The organism is Mycolicibacterium obuense (genome assembly GCF_055397605.1).
The window spans coordinates 5,179,564-5,202,767 of the sequence record NZ_AP043663.1; the positions used below are offsets into that span (position 1 = coordinate 5,179,564).

Annotated in this window: 11 protein-coding genes; 5 read left to right on the forward strand and 6 right to left on the reverse strand. The window is 69.2% G+C overall.

Translation table 11 applies throughout. The features are described 5' to 3' along the window. Positions 1-4: 4 nt before the first annotated feature. The 4 genes from ACZ50N_RS25125 to ACZ50N_RS25140 are packed head-to-tail and all read left to right on the forward strand — an operon-like array spanning position 5 to position 10,538. Complete coding sequence (locus ACZ50N_RS25125) at positions 5-3,217, forward strand: arabinosyltransferase domain-containing protein (RefSeq protein WP_464474059.1); 3,213 nt, start codon at positions 5-7, stop codon at positions 3,215-3,217. A gap of 21 nt (positions 3,218-3,238) precedes the next feature. After that, positions 3,239-6,490, forward strand: a complete 3,252-nt coding sequence (locus ACZ50N_RS25130; protein ID WP_464474060.1) for an arabinosyltransferase domain-containing protein — start codon at positions 3,239-3,241, stop codon at positions 6,488-6,490. Further along, a complete protein-coding gene (locus ACZ50N_RS25135; RefSeq protein ID WP_464474061.1) occupies positions 6,490-9,663 on the forward strand; it encodes an arabinosyltransferase domain-containing protein in 3,174 nt (1,057 codons plus the stop codon). The genes ACZ50N_RS25130 and ACZ50N_RS25135 overlap by 1 nt, the downstream gene beginning before the upstream one ends. Next, positions 9,660-10,538, forward strand: a complete 879-nt coding sequence (locus ACZ50N_RS25140; protein WP_464474062.1) for an MBL fold metallo-hydrolase — start codon at positions 9,660-9,662, stop codon at positions 10,536-10,538. The genes ACZ50N_RS25135 and ACZ50N_RS25140 overlap by 4 nt, the downstream gene beginning before the upstream one ends. Here ACZ50N_RS25140 and ACZ50N_RS25145 read toward each other — a convergent pair. Continuing rightward, a complete protein-coding gene (locus tag ACZ50N_RS25145; RefSeq protein ID WP_464474063.1) occupies positions 10,535-11,161 on the reverse strand; it encodes a TetR/AcrR family transcriptional regulator in 627 nt (208 codons plus the stop codon). The genes ACZ50N_RS25140 and ACZ50N_RS25145 overlap by 4 nt on opposite strands. An 86-nt stretch (positions 11,162-11,247) precedes the next feature. Here ACZ50N_RS25145 and ACZ50N_RS25150 point away from each other — a divergent pair, with 86 nt between their 5' ends. Beyond that, positions 11,248-11,877 carry a DUF998 domain-containing protein gene (locus ACZ50N_RS25150; RefSeq protein WP_464474064.1) on the forward strand — a complete coding sequence of 210 codons (630 nt, stop codon included), beginning with the start codon at positions 11,248-11,250 and terminating at the stop codon, positions 11,875-11,877. On the opposite strand, the gene ACZ50N_RS25155 is transcribed toward ACZ50N_RS25150, so the two are convergent. The 5 genes from ACZ50N_RS25155 to fadD32 are packed head-to-tail and all read right to left on the reverse strand — an operon-like array spanning position 11,874 to position 23,034. Further along, the gene (locus tag ACZ50N_RS25155; RefSeq protein WP_464474065.1) at positions 11,874-13,202 is read right to left on the reverse strand and encodes a serine/threonine-protein kinase; all 1,329 of its coding nucleotides are present in this window, start codon (positions 13,200-13,202) and stop codon (positions 11,874-11,876) included. The genes ACZ50N_RS25150 and ACZ50N_RS25155 overlap by 4 nt on opposite strands. 10 nt (positions 13,203-13,212) lie before the next feature. After that, the gene (locus tag ACZ50N_RS25160; RefSeq protein WP_464469769.1) at positions 13,213-14,112 is read right to left on the reverse strand and encodes a DUF4331 family protein; all 900 of its coding nucleotides are present in this window, start codon (positions 14,110-14,112) and stop codon (positions 13,213-13,215) included. Between the two features lie 26 nt (positions 14,113-14,138). Next, a complete protein-coding gene (locus tag ACZ50N_RS25165) occupies positions 14,139-15,692 on the reverse strand; it encodes an acyl-CoA carboxylase subunit beta (protein WP_046365092.1) in 1,554 nt (517 codons plus the stop codon). Further along, entirely contained in the window at positions 15,689-21,148 is a 5,460-nt protein-coding gene (gene pks13, locus ACZ50N_RS25170; protein ID WP_464475708.1) for a polyketide synthase Pks13, read from the reverse strand. Before pks13 ends, ACZ50N_RS25165 begins: the two co-directional genes overlap by 4 nt. Then, positions 21,145-23,034 (reverse strand): long-chain-fatty-acid--AMP ligase FadD32, encoded by a 1,890-nt coding sequence (gene fadD32 / locus ACZ50N_RS25175; protein WP_046365094.1) that lies wholly within the window; start codon positions 23,032-23,034, stop codon positions 21,145-21,147. Before fadD32 ends, pks13 begins: the two co-directional genes overlap by 4 nt. Positions 23,035-23,204 lie beyond the last annotated feature (170 nt).

A 23,204-nucleotide genomic window follows, 5' to 3' on the forward strand; every position in this document is an offset into this window, starting at 1 on the left:
CCCCGTGGCGGAGCAGCGGGCGACAAGCGGCAATCACCGCACCGCGCGCCTGATCGCGATCGTGGCGGGGCTGCTGGGCACGGTCTTGGCGATCGCCACGCCGCTGCTGCCGGTCACCCAGACCACCGCGCAGATCAACTGGCCGCAGGATGGCGTGCTCGCCAGCGTCGACGCCCCACTCATCGGCTATGTCGCCACCGACCTCGACATCACGATCCCGTGCCAGGCCGCCGCCGGGCTGGATCGGCCCGGCCGCTCGGTGCTGCTGTCGACGGTGCCCAGGCAGGCACCCAAAGCTGTCGACCGCGGATTGCTCGTCGAACGGGTCAACAACGACCTATTGGTGATCGTGCGCAACACCCCGGTGGTCAGCGCCCCGCTGGACCAGGTGCTCAGCCCCGCCTGCCGGGAGCTGACGTTCACCGCCCATGCCGACAAGGTCACCGGCGAGTTCGTCGGACTCACCCAGCCGCCCGACTCGTCGAACGCCGGGGAACCGCTGCGCGGCGAGCGCAGCGGCTACGACTTCCGCCCGCAGATCGTGGGCGTCTTCACCGACCTGTCCGGCCCGGCCCCGCCCGGCATGCAGTTCTCGGCCACCGTCGACTCCCGCTACAGCACCTCGCCGACGGTGCTGAAACTCGTCGCGATGATCCTCGGGGTCGCGATGACGATCGTGTCGCTGGGCGCTCTGCACGTGCTCGACAGCGCCGACGGCCGCAGGCACAAGCGATTCCTGCCGCCGCGGTGGTGGTCGCTGTCGCCGCTCGACGGGCTGCTCACCGCCGTGATGGTGTGGTGGCACTTCGTCGGCGCCAACACCGCCGACGACGGCTACATCCTGACCATGGCGCGGGTGTCGGAGAACGCCGGCTACATGGCCAACTACTACCGCTGGTTCGGCACCCCGGAGGCGCCGTTCGGCTGGTACTACGACCTGCTCGCGCTGTGGGCCCACGTCAGCACCACCAGCGTGTGGATGCGACTGCCCACGTTGCTGATGGGCCTGGCCTGCTGGTGGGTGATCAGCCGCGAGGTGATCCCCCGCCTCGGCGATGCGGTCAAGCACAGCCGGGCCGCGGCATGGACGGCCGCGGGGCTCTTCCTCGCGTTCTGGTTGCCGCTGAACAACGGGCTTCGCCCCGAGCCGATCATCGCGCTGGGCATCCTGCTGACCTGGTGCTCGGTCGAGCGCGGAGTGGCCACCAGTCGCCTGCTGCCGGTCGCGATCGCCGTGATCATCGGGGCTCTGACGCTGTTCTCCGGACCCACCGGAATTGCGGCCATCGGCGCGCTGCTGGTCGCCATCGGGCCGCTGAAAACGATTGTGGCCGCCCATGTCTCGAGGTTCGGCTACTGGGCGCTGCTGGCCCCGATCGCCGCCGCGGGCACCGTGACGATCTTCCTGATCTTCCGCGACCAGACACTGGCCGCCGAACTGCAGGGCAACACCTTCCGGTCCGCGGTCGGCCCGAGCCTGGCGTGGTTCGACGAGCACATCCGCTACTCGCGGCTGTTCACCACCAGCCCCGACGGTTCGGTGGCCCGCCGGTTCGCGGTGCTGACCCTGCTGCTGGCGCTGGCCGTCTCGGTCGCCATGGCGTTGCGGAAGGGCCGCATCCCCGGTACCGCACCCGGACCCAGCCGACGCATCGTCGGTATCACGATCATCTCGTTCCTGTCCCTGATGTTCACCCCCACCAAGTGGACGCATCACTTCGGGGTGTTCGCCGGGCTGGCCGGTTGCCTCGGCGCGCTGGCCGCCGTCGCGGTCTCCGTCGCCGCGATGCGCTCGCGCCGCAACCGCACCGTGTTCGCCGCGGCCGTGCTGTTCCTCACCGCGCTGTCGTTCGCGACCGTCAACGGCTGGTGGTACGTCTCGAATTTCGGTGTGCCGTGGTCGAATTCGTTCCCCGAGTGGCACTTCGGGTTCACCACCATGCTGCTCGGGCTGTCGGTGCTCGCGCTGCTGGTGGCGGCGTGGCTGCACTTCTCGGGTCGCGACCGCGCCCCGGAGGGCCCGCCGCGGCGCTGGCGGAACATGGCGCGGGCTCCGCTGGCGATCGCCACCTGGGCGCTGGTGATCTTCGAGGTGGGCTCCCTGACGCTGGCGATGACCGGCCAGTACCCGGCCTGGACAGTGGGGCGCTCCAACCTCGGGGCGCTGACCGGAAAGACCTGCGGCATGGCCGAAGACGTCATGGTCGAACAGGATCCCAACGCCGGCATCCTCACCCCCATCGACACGCCTGTCAGCATCTCGCTGGGTGCGCAGCGATCAGAAGGGTTCAGCCCCAACGGGATTCCGGCCGACGTCTCCGCCGACCCGGTGATGGAACAACCCGGCTCGGACAACTTCGCCGACTCCGACAGCGGCGTGGTCACCGGCAGCGAGGCCGGTACCGAAGGCGGCACGACGGCCGCGGCGGGCATCAACGGATCCCGCGCACGGCTGCCCTACAACCTGGATCCGGCCCGCACCCCGGTGCTGGGCAGCTGGCGCAGTGGCACCCAGGCGCCGGCGTTCCTGCGCTCGGCCTGGTACCGCCTGCCCGCCGGCTGGAGCGACGGCGATCGCTCCGACTCGCTGCTCGTGGTGTCGGCGGCCGGCCGGTTCGACCCCGACGACCTCGTGGTCCAGTGGGCGCGTGACGACGACGAACCGGGCGGCAGCGTCAGCTTCGCCGACGTCGGCGCGGCCCCGGCCTGGCGCAACCTGCGCGCGCCGCTGTCGGCCATCCCGTCGGACGCGACCCGTATCCGGCTGGTCGCCACCGACGACGATCTGAGCCCCACCCACTGGATCGCCGTCACCCCTCCCCGCATCCCGGAGCTGCGCACCCTGCAGGACGTCGTCGGTTCCAGCGACCCCGTGCTGCTGGACTGGCTGGTCGGGCTCGCGTTCCCGTGCCAGCGCCCGTTCGGGCATCGCAACGGCGTGATCGAGGTGCCGAAGTGGCGCATCCTGCCGGACCGCTTCGGCGCCGAGGCCAACTCCCCGGTGATGGATTACCTGGGCGGCGGGCCGCTCGGCATCACCGAGCTCCTGCTGCGCGCCACCACCGTGCCCACGTATCTGAAGTACGACTGGTCCCGCGATTGGGGCGCCCTGCAGCAGCTCACGCCGTACTACCCGGGCGCGGGCGTCGCTCGCCTGGATCTCGGTTCGGCAACGCGTAGCGGATTGTGGAGCCCGGCGCCGCTGCGTCTGTCCTAGACCCGTCTACCATCGAGCCTCGTGCCTGCCCGAAGTTCCCGTCTCGTCGCGATCCTCGCGGGAGCTCTGGGACTCCTCGGCATCCTGTGCTGCGGTGTCGCACCGCTGCTTCCGGTCACCCAGCAGACCGCCGCGATCCTGTGGCCCCAAGGCGCCGACGCCGACGGCACCGTCAGCGACATCACCGCGCCGCTGGTCTCCGGCGCCCCCAAGTCGCTCGACGTCACGATCCCCTGCTCCGCGGTCGCGAGCCTGCCCGCCGACGGCGGGCTGGTCTTCTCGACGATTCCCCCCGGCGGCATCGACGCCGGCCGTAACGGCTTGTTCGTGCGCGCCAACGCCGACGTCGTCTACGTCGCGTTCCGCGACACCGTCGCCGCCGTCGCCCCCCGCCAGGACGTGAACCGCGGCGCCTGCAGCGAGCTGCGCCTGTGGGCCAACGTCGGCGCGGTCGGAGCCGACTTCGTCGGCATCCCCGGCGCGACGGGCACGCTGAGCGTCGACAAACGCCCGCAGGTGGCCGGAGTGTTCACCGACCTCCGCGTCCCGGTGCAATCGGGCCTGAACGCACGCATCGACGTCGACACCCGCTTCATCACCAGCCCGACGGCACTGAAGACCCTCGTGATGGCGCTCGGCGTGGTGTGCGTGGTCGGGTCGATCATCGCGCTGGCGCTGCTCGACCGGGTGTCCGGACGACGCCCGCCGCGCGCCCGTCGGCGCGTCGGCTGGGCGACCTGGGTGGGCGACCTCGGCGTCATCGGCGGGCTGCTGGTGTGGCACATCGTGGGCCCGCAGTCCTCCGACGACGGCTACAACCTGACGATGGCGCGGGTGGCCGGCGAGGCCGGCTACACCGCCAACTACTACCGCTACTTCGGGGCGTCCGAGGCGCCGTTCGACTGGTACCAGAGCGTGCTGGCCCATCTGGCCTCGATCAGCGCCGCCGGGGTGTGGATGCGGCTGCCCGCCACCCTCGCCGGCATCGGCACCTGGCTGATCGTCAGCCGCTGTCTGCTGCCGCGGCTGGGCCGCCGCGTCGCGGCCAACCGGGTGGCCACGTGGACCGCCGCAGCGGTGTTCCTGGCGGCCTGGCTGCCGTTCAACAACGGGTTGCGCCCCGAACCGCTGATCGCCTTCGCGGTGGTCGCGGTGCTGATGCTGGTCGAGTGGACGCTCGGGACCCGACGGCTGTGGCCGGCGGCCGTCGCCGTCGTGATCGCGATGTTCTCGGTGACGCTGGCGCCGCAGGGTCTGGTCGCGGTGGCGCCGCTGCTGGTCGGCGCCCGCGGAATCACCCGGATCATCTCCGCGCGCCGCCGCACCGACGGGCTCGCCGCGACCCTGCTGCCTCTGCTCTCATCGGTGTCGCTGGTGTCGGTGATCGTGTTCCGGGACCAGACGCTGGCCACCGTCGCCGAATCGGTGCGCATCAAGTACGTCGTCGGACCGACGATCCCCTGGTACCAGGAGTTCCTGCGCTACTACTTCCTGACCGTCGAGGACAGCGTCGACGGCTCACTGACCCGTCGCTTCGCCGTCCTCGTGCTGCTGCTGTGCGTGTTCGGCCTGATCGTGGTGCTGCTGCGCCGCGGCCGCGTGCCCGGTGCGGTGAGCGGGCCGGTCTGGCGGCTGACGGGCACCACCGCGGTGGGCCTGCTGCTCCTGACGCTGACACCCACCAAATGGGCCGTCCAGCTCGGTGCGTTCGCCGGGCTGGCCGGCGCCCTCGGCGGGGTGACCGCGTTCGCGTTCGCCCGCGTCGGACTGCACAGCCGGCGCAACCTGGCGCTGTACGTGACCGCACTGCTGTTCGTCCTGGCCTGGGCGACGTCGGGCATCAACGGCTGGTTCTACGTCGGCAACTACGGCGTGCCGTGGTTCGACAAACAGCCGGTGATCGCCCACTTCCCGGTGACCACGATCTTCCTGGTGCTCGCCATCGCCGGCGGCCTGCTCGCGGCCTGGCTGCACTTCCGCATCGACTACGCGGGCCACACCCAGGTCGCCGACACCGGCCGCAACCGGGCGCTGGCCTCCACACCGCTGCTCGTCGTGGCGATCATCATGGTCGTCCTCGAGCTCGGCTCCATGCTCAAGGCGACCGCCGGCCGCTATCCCGTCTACACCACCGGCGCGGCCAACATCGCGGCGCTGCGCTCGGGTCTGAGCACGGACAGTTGCGCGATGGCCGACGACGTCCTCGTCGAAGCCGACACGAATGCCGGGATGCTGCAACCGGTTCCGGGCCAGCGCTGGGGACAGTACGGCCCGCTCGGCGGTGAGGATCCGGTCGGTTTCACCCCGAACGGCGTCAGCGGCACCCTGGAGCCGGCCGAGCCGGTGGCCGCCAACCCCGGCACCGTCAACACCGACGGACCGGTCGACAAACCGAACATCGGCGTCGGCTACGCGGCAGGCACCGGCGGCGGCTACGGACCCGAGGGCGTCAACGGTTCCCGGGTGTTCCTGCCGTTCGGGCTCGACCCCAAGCGCACGCCGGTGATGGGCAGCTTCGGCGAGAACGCCGTGGCCGCCAAGGCCACCTCGGCCTGGTACCAACTGCCGCCTCGCACCCCGGACCGGCCGCTGGTCAGCGTCGCCGCGGCCGGGGCCATCTGGTACTACAACGAGGACGGCTCCTTCAACTACGGCCAGTCGCTGAAGCTGCAGTGGGGGGTGCACCGACCCGACGGCTCCTACCAGGCGCTGAACGAGGTCCAGCCGATCGACATCTTCCAGCAGAAGGCCTGGCGCAACCTGCGATTCCCGTTCACGACGGCGCCGCCGGAAGCCAACGTCGCCCGCATCGTCGCCGACGACCCCAACCTGTCCGAGGACCAGTGGTTCGGGTTCACCCCGCCCCGGGTCCCGGTGCTGCAGACCGCCGAGCAGTTCCTCGGATCGGACACCCCGGTGCTGATGGACATCGCCACCGCGGCGAACTTCCCGTGCCAGCGGCCGTTCGCCGAGCATCTCGGCATCGCCGAGCTGCCGCAGTACCGCATCATCCCGAACTTCAAGCAGATGGTGGTGTCGTCGAACCAGTGGCAGTCGGCCGAGTCCGGCGGACCGTTCCTGTTCATCCAGGCGCTGCTGCGGACCGCGGCGATACCGACCTACCTGCGCAATGACTGGTACCGCGATTGGGGAGCCTTGGAGCGCTACATCCGCGTCGTGCCGCGCGACGAGGCACCCGACGCCGTCGTCGAGGAAGGGTCGACACGAGTGTTCGGGTGGAGCCGGGGCGGACCGATCAGGGCCCTGCCGTGATGAACGACGTGAAGGTGGCGCGCTGGGTCGCGACGATCGCCGGGCTGCTCGGCTTCGTGCTGGCGGTGGCGACGCCGCTGCTGCCGGTCATCCAGACCACGGCGACGCTGAACTGGCCGCAGCAGGACCGGCTCGCCAATGTGACCGCGCCGCTGATCGCGCAGGCTCCGGTCTCGTTGTCGGCGTCCATCCCGTGCCCCGTGCTCGCCGGGATGCCGGCCAGGGGCGGTCTCGTTCTCGGCACCGCCCCGGCCCAGGGGCGCGACGCGGCCCTGAACGCGATGCTGGTCAACGTCACCGCGTCCCGCGTCGACGTGATCGTCCGCAACGTCGTCATCGTCAGCGTCAACCGCAACCGGATCGGCGGCTGCGAGCGCCTCGACATCACCTCCTCACACGACGGCACGTACGCCGACTTCGTCGGCCTCACCCAGGTCTCCGGCGCGGACGCCGGGAAACCGCAGCGCACCGGCTACGCCGATCCGAACTTGCGGCCCGCCATCGTCGGGGTGTTCACCGACCTGGTCGGTCCGGCACCGCCCGGTATGCAGTTCTCGGCGACCATCGACACCCGCTACACCAGCCATCCGAGCGCGCTGAAGCTGACCGCGATGCTGCTGGCGATGGTCTCGACGGTGATCGCGCTGCTGGCCCTGTGGCGGCTGGACCGCCTCGACGGGCGGCGGATGCACCGCGTGATCCCCACGCGCTGGCGGACGTTCAGCGTGGTCGACATCGTCGTCGTGGGCGGCTTCCTGCTCTGGTACGTGATCGGCGCCGGCTCCAGCGACGACGGCTATCAGATGCAGATGGCCCGCACCGCCGATCACGCCGGCTACATGGCCAACTACTTCCGCTGGTTCGGCAGCCCGGAGGACCCGTTCGGCTGGTACTACAACGTGCTCGCGCTGATGACCCACGTCAGCGACGCCAGCTTGTGGATCCGCCTGCCCGATCTGATCTGCTCGCTGATCTGCTGGCTGCTGCTCTCCCGCGAGGTGCTGCCCCGGCTCGGCCCCGCGGTGTCGTCCAGCCGCGCCGCGATGTGGGCCGCCGGCCTGGTGCTGCTGGCCGCATGGATGCCGTTCAACAACGGCCTGCGCCCGGAAGGGCAGATCGCCACCGGCGCCCTGGTCACCTACGTGCTCATCGAACGGGCCATCACCTCCGGCCGGCTCACCCCGGCCGCACTGGCCACCCTCACCGCGGCGTTCACGCTCGGCATCCAGCCGACCGGACTGATCGCGGTCGCCGCCCTGATCGCCGGCGGCCGTCCCATCCTTCGCATCGTGATGCGCCGTCGCGCGCTGGTCGGCACCTTGCCGCTGATCGCGCCGCTGCTGGCCGCGGGCACGGTGATCCTGACCGTGGTGTTCGCCGACCAGACCATCGCCACGGTGTTGGAGGCCACCAAGATCCGCACCGCGATCGGCCCGAGCCAGGAGTGGTACACCGAGAACCTGCGCTACTACTACCTGGTCCTGCCGACCACCGACGGCGCCATCGAACGCCGGGTGGCGTTCCTGTTCACCGCCATGTGCCTGTTCCCGTCGCTGTTCGTCATGCTGCGGCGCAAGCGCGTTCCGGGCGTGGCCCGCGGCCCGGCCTGGCGGCTGATGGGCGTGATCTTCGCGACGATCTTCTTCTTGATGTTCACCCCGACCAAGTGGATCCATCACTTCGGGTTGTTCGCCGCGGTGGGCGGCGCGATGGCAGCGCTGGCCACGGTCATCGTGTCACCGGTGGTGCTGCGTTCGGCACGCAACCGGATGACGTTCCTGTCGCTGGTGTTCTTCGTGCTGGCGCTGTGCTTCGCCTCCACCAACGGGTGGTGGTATGTCTCCAATTTCGGTGTGCCGTTCAACAACTCGGTGCCCAAGATCGGCGGCGTGAGCATCAGCACGATGTTCTTCGCCCTCTTCGCACTCGCCGCGCTGTGCGCGTTCTGGCTGCACCTGAGACCGCGGCGGGAACCACGGGTGGTCCGCCTGCTGACCACCGCGCCGATCCCGATCGCGGCGGCGCTGATGGTCGTGGTGTCGATCGCCTCGATGGCCATCGGCGTGATCCGCCAGTACCCGACCTACTCCAACGGCTGGGCCAACGTACGCGGGCTCGCCGGTGGCTGCGGGCTGGCCGATGACGTTCTGGTGGAACCCGATTCGAATGCCGGCTTCCTGTCGCCGCTACCGGGCGACTACGGCCCGCTGGGACCGTTGGGCGGTGCGACGCCGACCGGCTTCTCCCCCAACGGCGTTCCGGAGAAGATCATCGCCGAGGCGATCCGGCTGAACAATCCACAGCCCGGCACCGACTACGACTGGAATCGACCGGTCAAGCTGTCCCGGCCCGGGGTGAACGGATCCACAGTTCCGTTGCCCTACGGTCTCGACCCGGCCCGGGTGCCGGTGGCCGGTTCGTATTCGACTGCAGCGCAACAGGAAAGCCGCCTCACCTCGGCGTGGTATGCGCTTCCCGCGCCTGATGACGCGCATCCGCTGGTCGTCGTCACCGCGTCGGGCACCATCGCCGGGATCAGCGTCGCCAACGGCGAAACGTCCGGTCAGACGGTCGAATTGGAGTACGCCACCAAGGGTCCCGACGGCGCACCCGTGCCGGCGGGGCGTGTGCGCCCCTACGACATCGGCCCCACACCGTCATGGCGCAACCTGCGCTACCCGCGCTCGGAGATCCCCGCCGATGCCGTCGCCGTCCGGGTGGTCGCCGAAGACCTGTCGCTGGGCCAGGGCGACTGGGTCGCGGTCACGCCCCCGCGCGTGCCGGAGGTGCGCTCGGTGCAGGAGTACATCGGTTCCACCCAACCGGTCCTGATGGACTGGGCGGTCGGGCTGGTGTTCCCGTGCCAGCAGCCGATGCTGCACGCCAACGGCGTCACCGACATCCCGAAGTTCCGCATCTCCCCGGATTACTTCGCCAAGCTGCAGAGCACCGACACGTGGCAGGACGGCAAGAACGGCGGCCTGCTGGGGATCACCGATCTCCTCCTGCGGGCCTCGGTGATGTCGACCTACCTGTCGCACGACTGGGGCCAGGACTGGGGTTCGCTGCGCCGGTTCGACACCATCGTCGATGCGCAGCCGGCGCAGATCGATCTCGGCGAGGCCACCCACTCCGGGCTGTTCTCACCCGGGCCGATGCGTTTCGAGCCGTGACCGACCGCGTCGCGCTCGGCCGGGCGACGCTGACCCGCGTCGTCGAGCTGCGGGTCCAGATGCGCACCGATCTGTTCGGCCAGACCCCGGCCCAGGCGTGGAGCGACAACGCCGACCTGCTCGAGCCGTCGTTCTGGGACCGGGCGGCCGATCAATGGAAGATCGCGATGCAGACCTGGGTGCTGCAGGTCGACGGCATGACGGTGCTGATCGACACCGGCGTCGGCAACGATCGCCACCGGCCGCATTTCCCGCCGCTGCACCAGTTGAGCACCGGATACCTCGACGCGCTCGCCGCTGCCGGCGTGGCACCGGAGTCCGTCGACGTCGTGGTCAACACCCACCTGCACACCGATCACGTCGGCTGGAACACCCGCCTCGTCGACGGGGCATGGGTGCCGACGTTCCCCAATGCGCGCTATCTGATGCCCGAGGCCGATTACCGTCACTTCTCCCCCGACGGCGACAGCACCAACGAGAGCATGCCAATAGTGTTCGCCGACAGCGTGTTGCCTGTTGCCGATCAGACCGAGCTCTACTCCGGTGACCATCAGCTCAGCGACTCGCTGTGGTTGCGGCCCGCGGGCGGGCACACCCCGGGCTCGTCGGTGGTGTGGCTGGATGCCGATGTACCCGCCGTGTTCGTCGGCGACCTGACCCACTGTCCGATCCAACTGGTCCGCCCGGACGATCCGTGCGCGTTCGACGAGGACCCCGCCGCCGCGGCGCACACCCGCCACCGCGTGCTGACCGAGGCGGCGCAGCGCGGCGCGACCGTGGTGCCTGCGCACTATCCCGGCCGGGGCGGGGCACGAATCTCAGCCCGCGCGAACGGATTCGGCGTCGACGAGTGGCTGGGGCTCTCAGGAATCTAGTTTCGGCCGTAGCCGGCCAGGAACACCCGCACACCCGCCGCCGCCTGCGCGTGCACGTCGACCGACTCGAGCACGGCCGGACCGCCGCGGAACAACGCCTCGTCGATGCAGCGCCCCACCACGAGGAATGCAAAATGCTCTGCGGCCACGCGTGGCTCGACGATGTTGAGCAGCCCACGCTCGCCCAGGCGGGCGAAGCAGTCGGCGAACGCCGTCAGGGTCCGCTCCGGCGCCCGCTGCAGATACGCCTCGGCGAGATCGGGTACCCGGGCCGCTTCGCCCACCACGAGGCGCCGCAACTGCACCACGGGTTCGGCCAAGACCACACGCAGATACTCGGCGGCCAGCTCGGTGAGGTCACGCCTCAGGTCGGTGGTGTCAGCCAGCGCCGACACCCGCGCCGAGAACGCGTCGACGGCGCCCTGCAGGGCTTCGTCGGTGATCGCCATCAGCAGCGCCTGCTTGTCGCCGAAGTTCTTGTACACCGTCTGCTTGGACACCGCTGCCGCGGCCGCGATCGCATCGACGCTCGTGCCCTGGTAGCCGTGCGCGAGGAACAGCCGGCGAGCCTCGGCCAGGATGGTCGCGCGCTTACGCGCTGAGCGACCCGTCGGTTCGGGCATCACACCTCTTCGGTACTGGACAGTCCAGTTTTCGGTACTGTACGGTCTAGTTCCATTCTGACACGACGGTCGACCTGGGAGGTGTGTTGACGGCCACCGATTGCCCTCCGCTCGCGGACCGGATCACCAAATCGCTGCTCGGCTACGGCGTGATCGCGGGTCCGATCTACGTGATCTCCGTGGCGGCGCAGGCCGCCACGCGCGACGGCTTCGATCCGACACGGCACGCCGCGAGCCAGCTCGTCAACGGCGATTTCGGTTGGATACAGGTTGCCACCTTCGTCGTCTGCGGCGCGATGACGATCGCCGCCGCCGTCGGCGTCGGACGCGCGCTCGCACCGGGCAGACGCGCCACGTGGGCGACGGGGCTCCTCGGCGTCTACGGATCGGCACTGATCCTCGCCGGAATGTTCCGGGCCGACCCGTCCGATGGTTTCCCGCCCGGCACCCCGGCCGGACCCGGTGTGATGACGTGGCACGGCATCACCCACTTCGCCGTCGCCGGTATGGGTTTCGCGTGTCTGGTGGCGGCCTGCGTCGTGATCGGCGGCTGGCCGTCCCGGATCGTCGGCCTGATGTTCGCCGCGAGCTTCCTGTGGCTCTCCTCCGGCCACGGCGGCACCGCGGCACTGCTCGCCTTCACCGTCGCCGTCGCGCTGAGCTGGGCATGGCTCTGCACGCTCTCGATCCGGCTCTACCGCAGCGTCGGAACCTAGCTCGCCGGCGCCGGGGTGTCGTTCGCACTGGGGTCGGCGTTCTCCCGCGCGATGTCGCCCTGGCAGTCCGCCTGAGACCGATTCGTCTGCTGTACGCACACCTGCACCGGGACGTCGCCGGTGCCCGTCGGCTTCGCGATGTCCGACGAATACAACGACCACAGCTGCTGATCCGACCCACTCACCTTCGCGCAGTAGGCCTGGGCCTTCTGCTCGGTGATCCCGGCCGCGCCCAACGTCCCACAATCGGCGCCGACCACCACCACGGGCACCGCCACCGTGTCCGTCTTCGCCGGCTCGTCATGCAGCACCACGAACAACGTCGCGGCGACCGCCACCAGGGCCAGCACCAGCGCCACCACCGCGACGCCACGCCCCCGCGAGCGAGCCGCAGCGCGGTCCGCCCTGGCGTGCCGCGGACCGGCCGCTGCCGCCTGCGCCGGCATCGTCGCGTGCGGATCGACCCCGAGCGCCGGCGCCACCAGCCCCGTCCGGTTGGCCAGTGCCCTCGCGAAATCGATGCAGCGCTCGAACCGGTCGGCCGGCAACTTGGCCAGCCCCTTCTCCAGCGCCCCGCCCAGCCCCGACAGATCGGGCCGCGCCTGCGCAATCGACGGCGGCCGCGCCGACAGGTGGGAGCTGATGACGATCGCCGGGTTCGAATGCTGGAACGGCGGCGATCCCGTGAGCAGCTGGTAGGCCGTCGCCGCCAGCGCGTACTGATCGGCCCGGCCGTCGATGTCCTTGTCGGCAGTGAGCTGCTCGGGCGCCGAATAGGCGACCGTGCCGACCGTCATGTCCGTGCCGGTGAGCGCACTGACCTCGCCGACGCGGCGGGCAATACCGAAGTCCGCCAACAGGATTCGCTCGTCATCGGTGTCCGGATCGGCTATCAGGATGTTGGCCGGTTTGACGTCGCGGTGCAGCAGACCGCGGGCATGCGCGTAGTCGAGCGCCTCCCCCACGGCGGTGACGATGCGCACCACCAGATCGGGCGGCATGCCGTCGGGGTAGCGCTCGGCGAGCAGCCGCGCCGCGTCGGTGCCCTCGACGTGGTCCATCGACAACCACAGCCGGCCGTCGAAGTCCCCGCGGTCGTGGACCGACACGATGTGCGGATGCCACAGCGTGGCCGCGATGTCAGCCTCCCGGTTGAACCGCTCCCGGTACTCGGTGTCAGCGCAGACCGTGGCAGAGAGCACCTTGAGCGCATCGTTTCGGGGCAGCCGTGGATGGCGTGCCAGATAGACCTCACCCATGCCCCCCGAGCCCAGCAGCCGCATGACCGTGTAGCCCGCGATCACGTCCCCGTCGGTCAGCGGCATCCCCGCACCCCTACGGTGCGCTGAGGTACGGGAAGTCGGGCAGGAAGTCCCCGCCCGGCGCGAAGTCGGTCATCGTCGTGCGGCCGTTGGTCAAGAACCGCGAGCGGTAGTCGGCGACGTCGTCGCGCAGCCCGCGCCCGTTCGGATACCCGGCGGGCTTGCTCGGGTTGTAGGTCAACACGTCCGGCAGCGTGCCCTCGGTGGCGATCGCATCGATGGCCTCGGCGCGGGTGTAGCCGCCGGTCTCGGCCAACACATCGATGAGGTGCCCCATCCACCGGCCCTGATCCCGGTTGGGTTCGTCGGCGTTGAACTCGGCGAGTTCCTCGTCGTCGGGGAAGAGTCCGCTGACCCATGGATGCCCGACCCGGTCGACATGGCGCCACGTACCGTCGGTGTTCACACTGCACCGCGCCCAGATGCGGACGTCTGGCGCGGCCCCCAGATAGGCCGTCGGCAATTCCACCGCCATGGCGATGACCTTCGAGTCGGGAAACGCAGCGTCGGTGCGCGCCCCGGCGAAGAACGAGAACGATCCCGACCGCGACCGCCACAGATGCGGCTCGTCTTCGAACGACACGTCGAGCCCGCCGAAGATCTCCGACCCCACCGCGGCGTCGACACGGGCCTCGGCCTGCAGGGCCAGGCGCACATCGACCTTCTGACGCCCGTTCACCGGTTCACTGAAGGTGAAGTTGAACACGATGTCGTTGCGCAGGTCACCGTCGTTGTCGATCGCGATGCGGTACACCGCGTCGGGATGCATCGCATCCGCGTTCGGGTTCGCGGTCAGGATCAGCGCGGTGCGCCCCGGATCGTTCGGGGACGGGAACACGTACAGATCGCACAGGTCCAGGCGCGGATCGCCCAGGGGCGCACCCCGACGCAGCCCGGTGAAGTCAGTCGACACAGGCTCTATCCAACCCCACCACAGATCTAGATGGGCGTCAGGCCGTGTTTGCGCAGCACCTTCGGGAACGGTTGCTTGTCGCGCAGCAGCTTCAGCGACTTGCGCAGCAGCAGCCGCGTCTCGTGCGGTTCGATGACACCGTCGATGTAACCGCGTTCGGCCGCGATCCACGGAGTCGCCATGTTGAGGTTGTAGCCCTCGATGAAGTCCTTGCGGATCTTCTGCACCTCAGGCGCGGTCGGATCGGGGAACCGCTTCACCAGCAGCTGGGCCGCACCCTCGGCTCCGATCACCGCGATGCGCGCTGTCGGCCACGCGAAGTTCAGATCCGCCGAGAGCTGCTTGGACCCCATCACCGCGTAGCCGCCGCCGTAGGCCTTGCGAATCACGATGGTGACCTTCGGGACATCGGCCTCGACGATCGCGTTGAAGAAGCGACCGCCACGCTTGATGATGCCGTTCTTCTCCTCCTCGACACCGGGCATCGCGCCCGGGGTGTCGACGACGAACACCAGCGGCAGGTTGAACGAGTCGCAGAACCGGATGAAGCTCGATGCCTTGTCCGACGCCTCGCTGTCCACGGCGCCGGACAGCACCATCGGCTGATTGGCGATGACCCCGACCGGCCGCCCGTCGACCCGGGCGAACGCCGTGATCATCGCCCGGCCACGCTGGTCGGCGACCTCGAACACATCGCCGTCGTCGAAGATCCGCAGCAGGATCTCCATCATGTCGTAGGCCTGGTTGTCCGAGTCCGGCACGATCGTGTCGAGCTCGAGATCGTGCGGCGTGATCTCCGGCTCCAACCCGGGGTTGACGATCGGCGCGTCGTCGAAGTGGTTGGCGGGCAGGAAGCTCAGGTAGTCGCGCACGTACTGATACGCGGCCGCCTCCGACTCGACGACCTTGTGGATGTTGCCGCGCTGCGCCTGGACGTCGGCGCCGCCGAGCTCGTCGAACGTGACGTCCTCACCGGTGACGTCCTTGATGACGTCGGGGCCGGTGATGAACATGTAGCCCTGGTCGCGCACTGCGACGATCAGGTCCGTCTGGATCGGCGAGTACACCGCACCGCCGGCACACTTGCCGAAGATCAGCGAGATCTCGGGCACCAGCCCGCGCAGCATCTCGTGGCGGCGGCCCAGCTCGGCGTACCACGCCAACGATGTCACCGCGTCCTGGATGCGCGCGCCCGCCGAGTCGTTGATGCCGATGATCGGGCAGCCGACCATCGCCACCCACTCCATCAGCCGGGCGACTTTGCGGCCGAACATCTCTCCGACCGAACCCTGGAAGACGGTCTGATCGTGGCTGAACACGCCCACCGGGCGACCGTTGATGGTGCCGTGCCCGGTGACCACGCCGTCGCCGTACAGCGCGTCAGGATCACCGGGGGTCTTCGCCAGTGCGCCGATCTCGAGGAAGCTGCCCGGATCGAGCAGCTCGTAAATGCGCTCCCGGGCGCTCGGGATGCCCTTCTTCGCCCGCTTCGCGACGGCTTTCTCACCGCCCGGCTCCTTGGCGAGCTCCAGCTTCTCCCGAAGCTCGGTCAGCAGTTCCGCCGTCGTTTTCGTGGTCACTTGCTCTCGCTCTCGATCACGGTGATCGCCTCACTCAGGTGAGCCCCGACCTTGGCAATGTACGGCTCGTCGATGACCTGGATGTGCTCGCCCCCGACCGGCACCACTTCGAGATCCTCGACGAACTCGCCCCACCCGCCGTCGGGCTGACGGACGGCGTAGCGCGGTTCGAAGAAGATCGCGTCGTCGTGGTAGCGATCGGCCATGTACAGCGTGACGTGACCGTCGTAGGGCTGGATCTCGGCGGTCTCGAGCAGCCGGTTGTCCAGGTACGACGTCCGCTGGTGCTCGATGATGCCGCCCGGGATCTCCACCCCGGCCTGCTGCACCGCGTCGAGCACGTAGCGGACCTGCCCGTCGTCGTCGAGCGCCTCGAGCTCCTCGTACGGGATCTCGGGGATCTCGACGTTGAAGGTGCGCTGCGCGAACAACGCGTAGCGATCCCAGCGGGCGCGGGTCTCCTCCTTGGTCTGCGGGATCTCCTCGCCCGGCCGGACCATGTCGATCAGCCCGACGAAGCGCACGTCGGCGCCGGACTGCTTGAGCCCGATCGCGCAGGCGTAGGCCAGAGCGCCACCCAGCGACCAGCCGACCAGGATGTAGGGGCCGTCGCCCTGGATCTCCCGCAGCTTCGGCAGGTACTCGGCGGCCCGCTCCTCGACCGAACCCTCGACGCGCTCGAACCCGTACATCGGGGTGTCCGGCGGCAACCGCTTGAGCAGCGGCTCGTACACCACCGTCGACCCGCCCGCCGGATGGAACACGAACACCGGGATGCGCGTCGACCCCTCGGGCCGGGCCCGGATCGTGCGGACGAACCCGTCGACCTCACCGGCGTCCATCAGATCGCGCACGACGGTGGACAGGTCCTGGATGGTGCCGGCGGCCTTGACCTGCTCCGCGGTCACCTCTCCGTCGGCGCGCTCGGAGAGCCGCTCGGCCAGCTTCTGCGCGGTGGCGTCGTCGATCGACGGCAGGTCGTTGAAAATGCCGCCCGGCGACTTGCCGGTGACGATCGCCCACGTCGCGAACGTGACGCGTTCGGCGGCGTCACGCGGCGGCACGTCGGCGCCGAGTGCCTCGGTGACCGCTTCCTGCGTCAGCACCTTCGCGGCGAGGCTCGCGGCACTGGGCTTGTCGGCACTCGGGGCGCTCGGGCCCGACGGATCGGTCGGCGGGGGCGGGATGCCCGGGCCGCTCGGATCCACCGGGGGCGGCGGCAGTGTCAGGTCCTGCTGGGCCTCGACGCTGTCGGTCGCGATCTGCTTCGCGTCCTGCTCGTCCGGTGCCGCGATGGGGTGACCCGACTCGGCGAGCTTGGCCTCGAGTTCGGCGACCGTGCTCGCCCCACCCATCAGCTCGGCCTGCTCGGCCGCGATCTCCTCGGCCGTCTTGCCCTTCTGGGCCTCGGCGAGCTGGTCCACCTCGTCGCGGTGCTCGATCGCGTAGGCGATCAGCTTCTCCACCGCGTACAGGTTGGCGTCGCGCACCGCGGTCAGCTGGATCGGCGGCAGGTCGAAGTCATATTCGACGCGGTTCTTGATGCGCACCGCCATCAACGAGTCCAGGCCCAGCTCGATCAGCGGCACCTCCCACGGCAGGTCCTCGGGTTCGTACCCCATCGCCGAGCCCACGATCGTGCCGAGCCGCTCACCGATGGTCTCGCCGGACTCCGGGGACCACTTGGCGAAGCTCGCACCGAGGTTGGCCCCGGCAGTCAGATTGTCGGCCTCGAACCCCGGTGTTTCTTCGGGCTCCTCGACCGGCGCCGCGACAGCCACTTCGGCGACGGTGCCCGCACCGACGGCCGTCGGCAGTGCGGTCTGCGCACCGTTGCGGCTGACGATCGCGTCGTAGACCAGGGTGAAGGATTCGTCGATCCGCGCATGCACCTGCACGCTCGCCCCGCCCGGATGGCGGGTCAGCGTGGTGACCAGACGCGAGCCCTCGGCAGGGACCGCGCGCTGCTCGGAGGCAACCAGCTTGGCATCCGGAAGGACCATCGCCGCAGCACTTTTCACCAGCGCGGCCAGATCGGCCTCGGCACGTGGCGAGAACTCCCACACGTGCCGGCCATCCGGGGTGGCCACATGGCTGCCCGGCATCACCGACGAGTTGTCGCCGGTGAAGTGCGCATCCAGCCAGTGCGGCTTGCGCTTGAACCGGGTGGGCGGGATGTTCGCGAAGTCGAGCGACCCGGCCAGCCCGCGCGACGTCCGCGGGAACAGGGTGCGGAAATCGAGGTCATGGCCGTGCACGAACAGGTGCGCCATGGCCGTGGTCATCGAGTCGACCTCGTCCTGCTTGCGCGCCAGCGTCGGGATCAGTTGCGCATCATGCAATCCCGCATCGGCCGTGGTGAGGCCGGCCTGCATCAGCGCGACCGGGTTCGGCGCCAACTCCAGGAACGTGGTGTGCCCGTTGTCGACGGCGTTGCGGATGCCGTGGGTGAAGTAGACGCTGTGGCGCAGCCCCTTCTTCCAGTAGTCCACGTCGTGGATCGGGTCGGCGCCGGCCCGAATGAGGTTGCCCTCGTGCACCGTCGAGTAGTAGGCGACCTGCAACGGATGCGGTTCGATGCCTTGCAGTTCCGCGGCCAGTTCACCGAGCAGCGGGTCCATCTGCGAGGTGTGGCTGGCGCCCTTGGTCTGGAACTTGCGGGCGAACTTGCCCTCCGATTCGGCGCGGGCGATGATCGCGTCCACCTCGTCGGGCGGCCCGCCGATCACCGTCTGCGTCGGCGCGGCGTACACGCAGACCTCGAGGTTCTTGAAGTCCGAGAACACCGTCTCGATCTCGTCGGCCGAGTACTCCACCAGCGCCATCAGCCGGATGTACTCACCGAACAGCATCGCCTCGCCCTCACCCATCAGGTGGCTGCGCGAGCAGATGGTGCGGGTCGCGTCCTCCAGCGAGAGGCCGCCGGCGAAGTAGGCCGCGGCCGCTTCGCCCAGCGACTGGCCCACCAGCGCACCGGGTTTCGCGCCGTGCGACTTGAGGAGCTCACCGAGCGCGATCTGGAGCGCGAAGATGGCCAGCTGCACCTTCTCGATGGGCAGCTCGGTGGTCTCATCGGTGTAGTCGATCGCGTCGTCGAGGATCAGCTCGAGGATCGAGAAGCCGCGCTCGTCTTGAATGAGGCTGTCGACCTTGTTGATCCACTCGGCGAACGTCTCGTCGCGCAGGTAGAGACTCTTGCCCATCTTCCGGTGCTGGGCACCGAACCCGGCGAGCACCCACACCGGCCCATTGGTGACCGGGCCGTCGGCACTGATGACGAGCGGGGTCGGCTTGCCGTCGGCGATGGCGCGCAGACCCTTGATCGCCTCGTCGTGGTCGTGGGCCAGCACCACCGCGCGTGAGCGGCCGTGGTTGCGCCGCGACAGCGAGCGGCCGATCGACTCCAGCGACGAGGCGCGCCCCTCGGGGCTGTCGATCCAGTCCGCCAGCTCAGCGGCGGCAGCCTTCTTGCGTGAGGTCAGGAAGCCCGAGACCGCCAGCGGGACTATCGGTGTCGGGGGATTCTCGGCGTCGGCGGCCGCGAGTTGCTCGCGTGCAGCCTCCAGCAGCTCCTGGGCCCGGTCCGTCAGGCCCGGCAGCTCGTACTCACCCTCGGCGGCTGCCGCCGGGGTGTCCAGCGCGTCATCGTCGTCGTCCAGAAACTCGCCGTACTCATCCATCCGCACCCCGCCGACGTACACCGCTTTCGCGTCGTCGTTGGCGGGCGTCACGACCGCGACGTCGGGTTCGGGGGCGGGCTCGACGAGGTCGCTGGCGAGCACCTCGCGCACCACCAGGTGGGCGTTGGCGCCGCCGAAGCCGAAGCCTGACACACCGGCGATGGCCTTGCCGCTGTAGCGCGGCCAGTCGGTGACCGTGTCGGCCACCTTGAGGTGTTCGGCGTCGAAATCGATGTAGGGGTTGGGCCCCGCGTAGTTGATCGACGGCGGGATCTTGTTGTTGCGCAACGCCAACGCGACCTTGGCCAGGCTCGCCGCACCGGCGGCCGACTCCAGGTGGCCCACATTGGATTTCACCGCACCCAGCAGAGCCGGCTTGTCGGCGGCGCGACCGCGGCCGATGACGCGGCCCAGCGCGTCGGCCTCGATCGGATCGCCGAGGATGGTGCCGGTGCCGTGCGCCTCGACATAGTCGACGGAGCGCGGGTCGATACCCGCATCCTTGTAGGCCTTCCGCAGCACGGCTTCCTGCGCGTCGGGATTCGGTGCCAGCATGCCGTTGGAGCGGCCGTCGTGGTTCACCGCACCACCGGCGATCACGGCGAGGATGTCGTCCCCGTCGCGGCGCGCATCCTCGAGGCGCTTGAGCACGATCATGCCGCCGCCCTCGGAGCGGGCGTATCCGTCGGCGTCGGCAGAGAACGACTTGATCCGGCCGTCGGAGGCGAGCACGCCGCCGACCTCGTCGAAACCGAGCGTGACCAGCGGGGTGATCAGGGCGTTGACCCCGCCGGCGAGAACGACGTCGGCGTCCCCGGCGCGCAGCGCCTTCATGCCCTCGTGCACGGCCACCAACGCCGACGAGCAGGCCGTGTCGATGGCCATCGACGGGCCGCGGAAATCGAAGAAGTAGGACACCCGGTTGGCGATCACGGCACTCGAGTTACCGGTGATGGCATAGGGGTGCGCGACGGTGGGGTCGGCGACCGACATGAACATGTAGTCGTTGACCGAGCTACCGACGAACACACCGACGTTGCTGCCACGCAGGCTCGACGCGGGAATCCTGGCGTGCTCCAGCGCTTCCCAGGTCAGCTCGAGCGCCATCCGCTGCTGCGGATCGATGTTGTCGGCTTCCATCTTCGACAGCGCGAAGAACTCGGCGTCGAAGCCCTTGATGTCGGACAGGTAGCCGCCCCGGGTGCGGGCCTTGGCCACCCGCTCGGCGATACGCGGCTCCGACAGGAACTCCGACCACCGCCCCTCGGGCAGATCGGTGATCGCGTCGCGGCCCTCGAGCAGCGCCTCCCACGTCTGGTCGGGGGTGTTCATGTCCCCGGGGAAGCGGGTGCCGACACCGACGATCGCGATGTTGAGCCGGCCCTCGTCCCCGTCGCGCGACCAGTCCTCGGCGTCCAGGGCGGCCAGATCCTGTTCGGGCTCACCCTCGATGATCACCGTCGCCAGCGACTCGATCGTCGGATGCCGGAACGCCACCGTCGCGGTGAGCGTCACGCCGGTCAGGTCCTCGATGTCGCTGGCCATGGCCACCGCGTCACGCGAGGACAGGCCCAGCTCGACCATCGGCGTCGACTCGCTGACGGAGTCCGGCGACTGCCCGGTGGCATTGCCGATCCAGTTACGCAGCCACTCCCGCATCTCGTTCACGGTCATGTCGGGTACGCGCGGATTGTTCTGCGGCTCAGCCATGTTCACTACCTCACGATCGGCAGGCAGCCGAGGGCCGCCTGTGCCGTTGCTGTTGGTGGACGTCAGTCCGTTTCATCGGGGAAGGCGTTGGCCACCTTGCCGCTGCGCAGGCTGCCGTCCAGGTATGCCGAACGGCAGGCGCGGCGGCCGATCTTGCCGCTCGACGTACGCGGGATCGCGCCGGCGGGAGTCAGGAGCACGTCGCGCACCGTCACACCGTGGCGCACCGCGATCGCCGCGCGGATGTCGTCGGCGATCGGCCCCATGTCCAGCTTGTGGGCGCCCGGTGCGCGCTCGCCGACGATGACCAGCTGCTCGGACGTGTCACTCGGATCCCGCTTGAGACCCGAATGCGCATCGGCGAACACCTCGTCGGGCAACTGGTTGGCCGGCACGGAGAACGCGGCGACGAACCCGGTGCGCAGCGCCTTGGTCGACTCCTGTGCGGAGTACTCCAGGTCCTGCGGATAGTGGTTGCGGCCGTCGATGATGACGAGGTCTTTGGTGCGGCCGGTGATGAAGAGCTCGCCGTCGTGGTAGGCACCGAGGTCGCCGGTGCGCACCCACGTCGCGTCGTCGGTGGCCCCCTGGGCGTGCGACGGCTCGGTGCGTGACTTCAAGATGTTGTGGAACGTGGCGGTGGTCTCGTCGGGCTTGCCCCAGTAGCCGGTGCCCATGTTCTGGCCGCTGATCCAGACTTCCCCGATCTGGCCGTCGGGCAACTCACTGGCGGTGTCGGCGTCGACGATGACCGCCCACTCCGCGACACCGATCTTGCCGGCGCCGGCCTGTGCGACCGCCTTGGGAGAGTCCGCGGGCACCTCGACGAAGCGGTGGTTGTTGAGCTCGTCGCGGTCCACGTGGATGATCCGGGGCTCGGCGTTCATCGGCGTCGTCGAGACGAACAGCGTGGCCTCGGCCAGACCGTAGGACGGCTTGATGGCCTGCGGCTTGAAGCCGAAGGGGCCGAACGCCTCGTTGAACCGGTTGACCGTGGCCGCCGAGATCGGCTCGCTGCCGTTGAGGATGCACTTGATGTTCGACATGTCGAGGGGCTCTTCACCCTCCTTGGGCACGCCTCGCGCCGCGGCGTGATCGAACGCGAAGTTCGGGGCCACCGAGATGGTGCCCCCGGTGTCGCCTTCCTTGCGCGCCATCTCCCGGATCCACCGACCGGGGCGACGGACGAACGCGGCAGGCGTCATGAAGGTGATGTAGTGCCCGAGCATCGGCGACAACAGCACGGTGATCAGGCCCATGTCGTGGAAGAACGGCAGCCAGGAGACGCCCCGGTCGCCCTCCTGCCCGTCCAGCGCCTCGATGACCTGGACCACGTTCGTGGCCAGGTTGAGGTGGGTGATCTGCACACCGGTCGGGATGCGGGTCGAGCCGGAGGTGTACTGCAGGTAGGCGATCGTGTCGTGCTGGACATCGACCGGTTCCCACGTCGAGCCGACCTCGGTGGGCACCGCGTCGACGGCGATGACGCGCGGACGCTGATTCGCCGGCCGGGTGCGGAAGAACTTGCGGACGCCCTCTGCGGCCGCGGTCGTCGTCAGGACCGCCGACGGCGAGCAGTCGTCGAGGACGGCGTGCAGCCGGCCGACGTGGCCGGGCTCGTTGGGGTCGAACAGCGGTACGGCGATCCGACCGGCGTAGAGCGTGCCGAAGAACGCCACCAGGTAGTCCAGATTCTGCGGGCACAGGATCGCGATGCGGTCACCGGGCTGGGTGACCTGCTGCAGGCGGGCGCCAATGGCGCGGTTGCGGGCGCCGAAGTCGGCCCACTTGAGGTCGCGGTACACCCCGTCACGCTCGGTCGAAAAATCCACGAACCGGTACGCCAGCTTGTCGCCGCGCACCTTGGCCCATCGCTCGACGTGCTTGACCAGGTTGCCGCTGTCGGGGAACTTGATCAGCCCGTCTTTGATGAACGGGTTGTGGAACGCCATCTCAACTCCAATCACATGGGATGAATCCCAAACCCCGAAATCGTACCGGGGTGACGGCTCCCCGCCCCTGAGCCGCCGTTCGTGTGCTCGGAGAACGTCCTCTCCGAGCGTGTCTTAGATTTCCCTTAATGTTAGGCGACGCCATGACCGCGGCCAAATCTTTGCGGTCA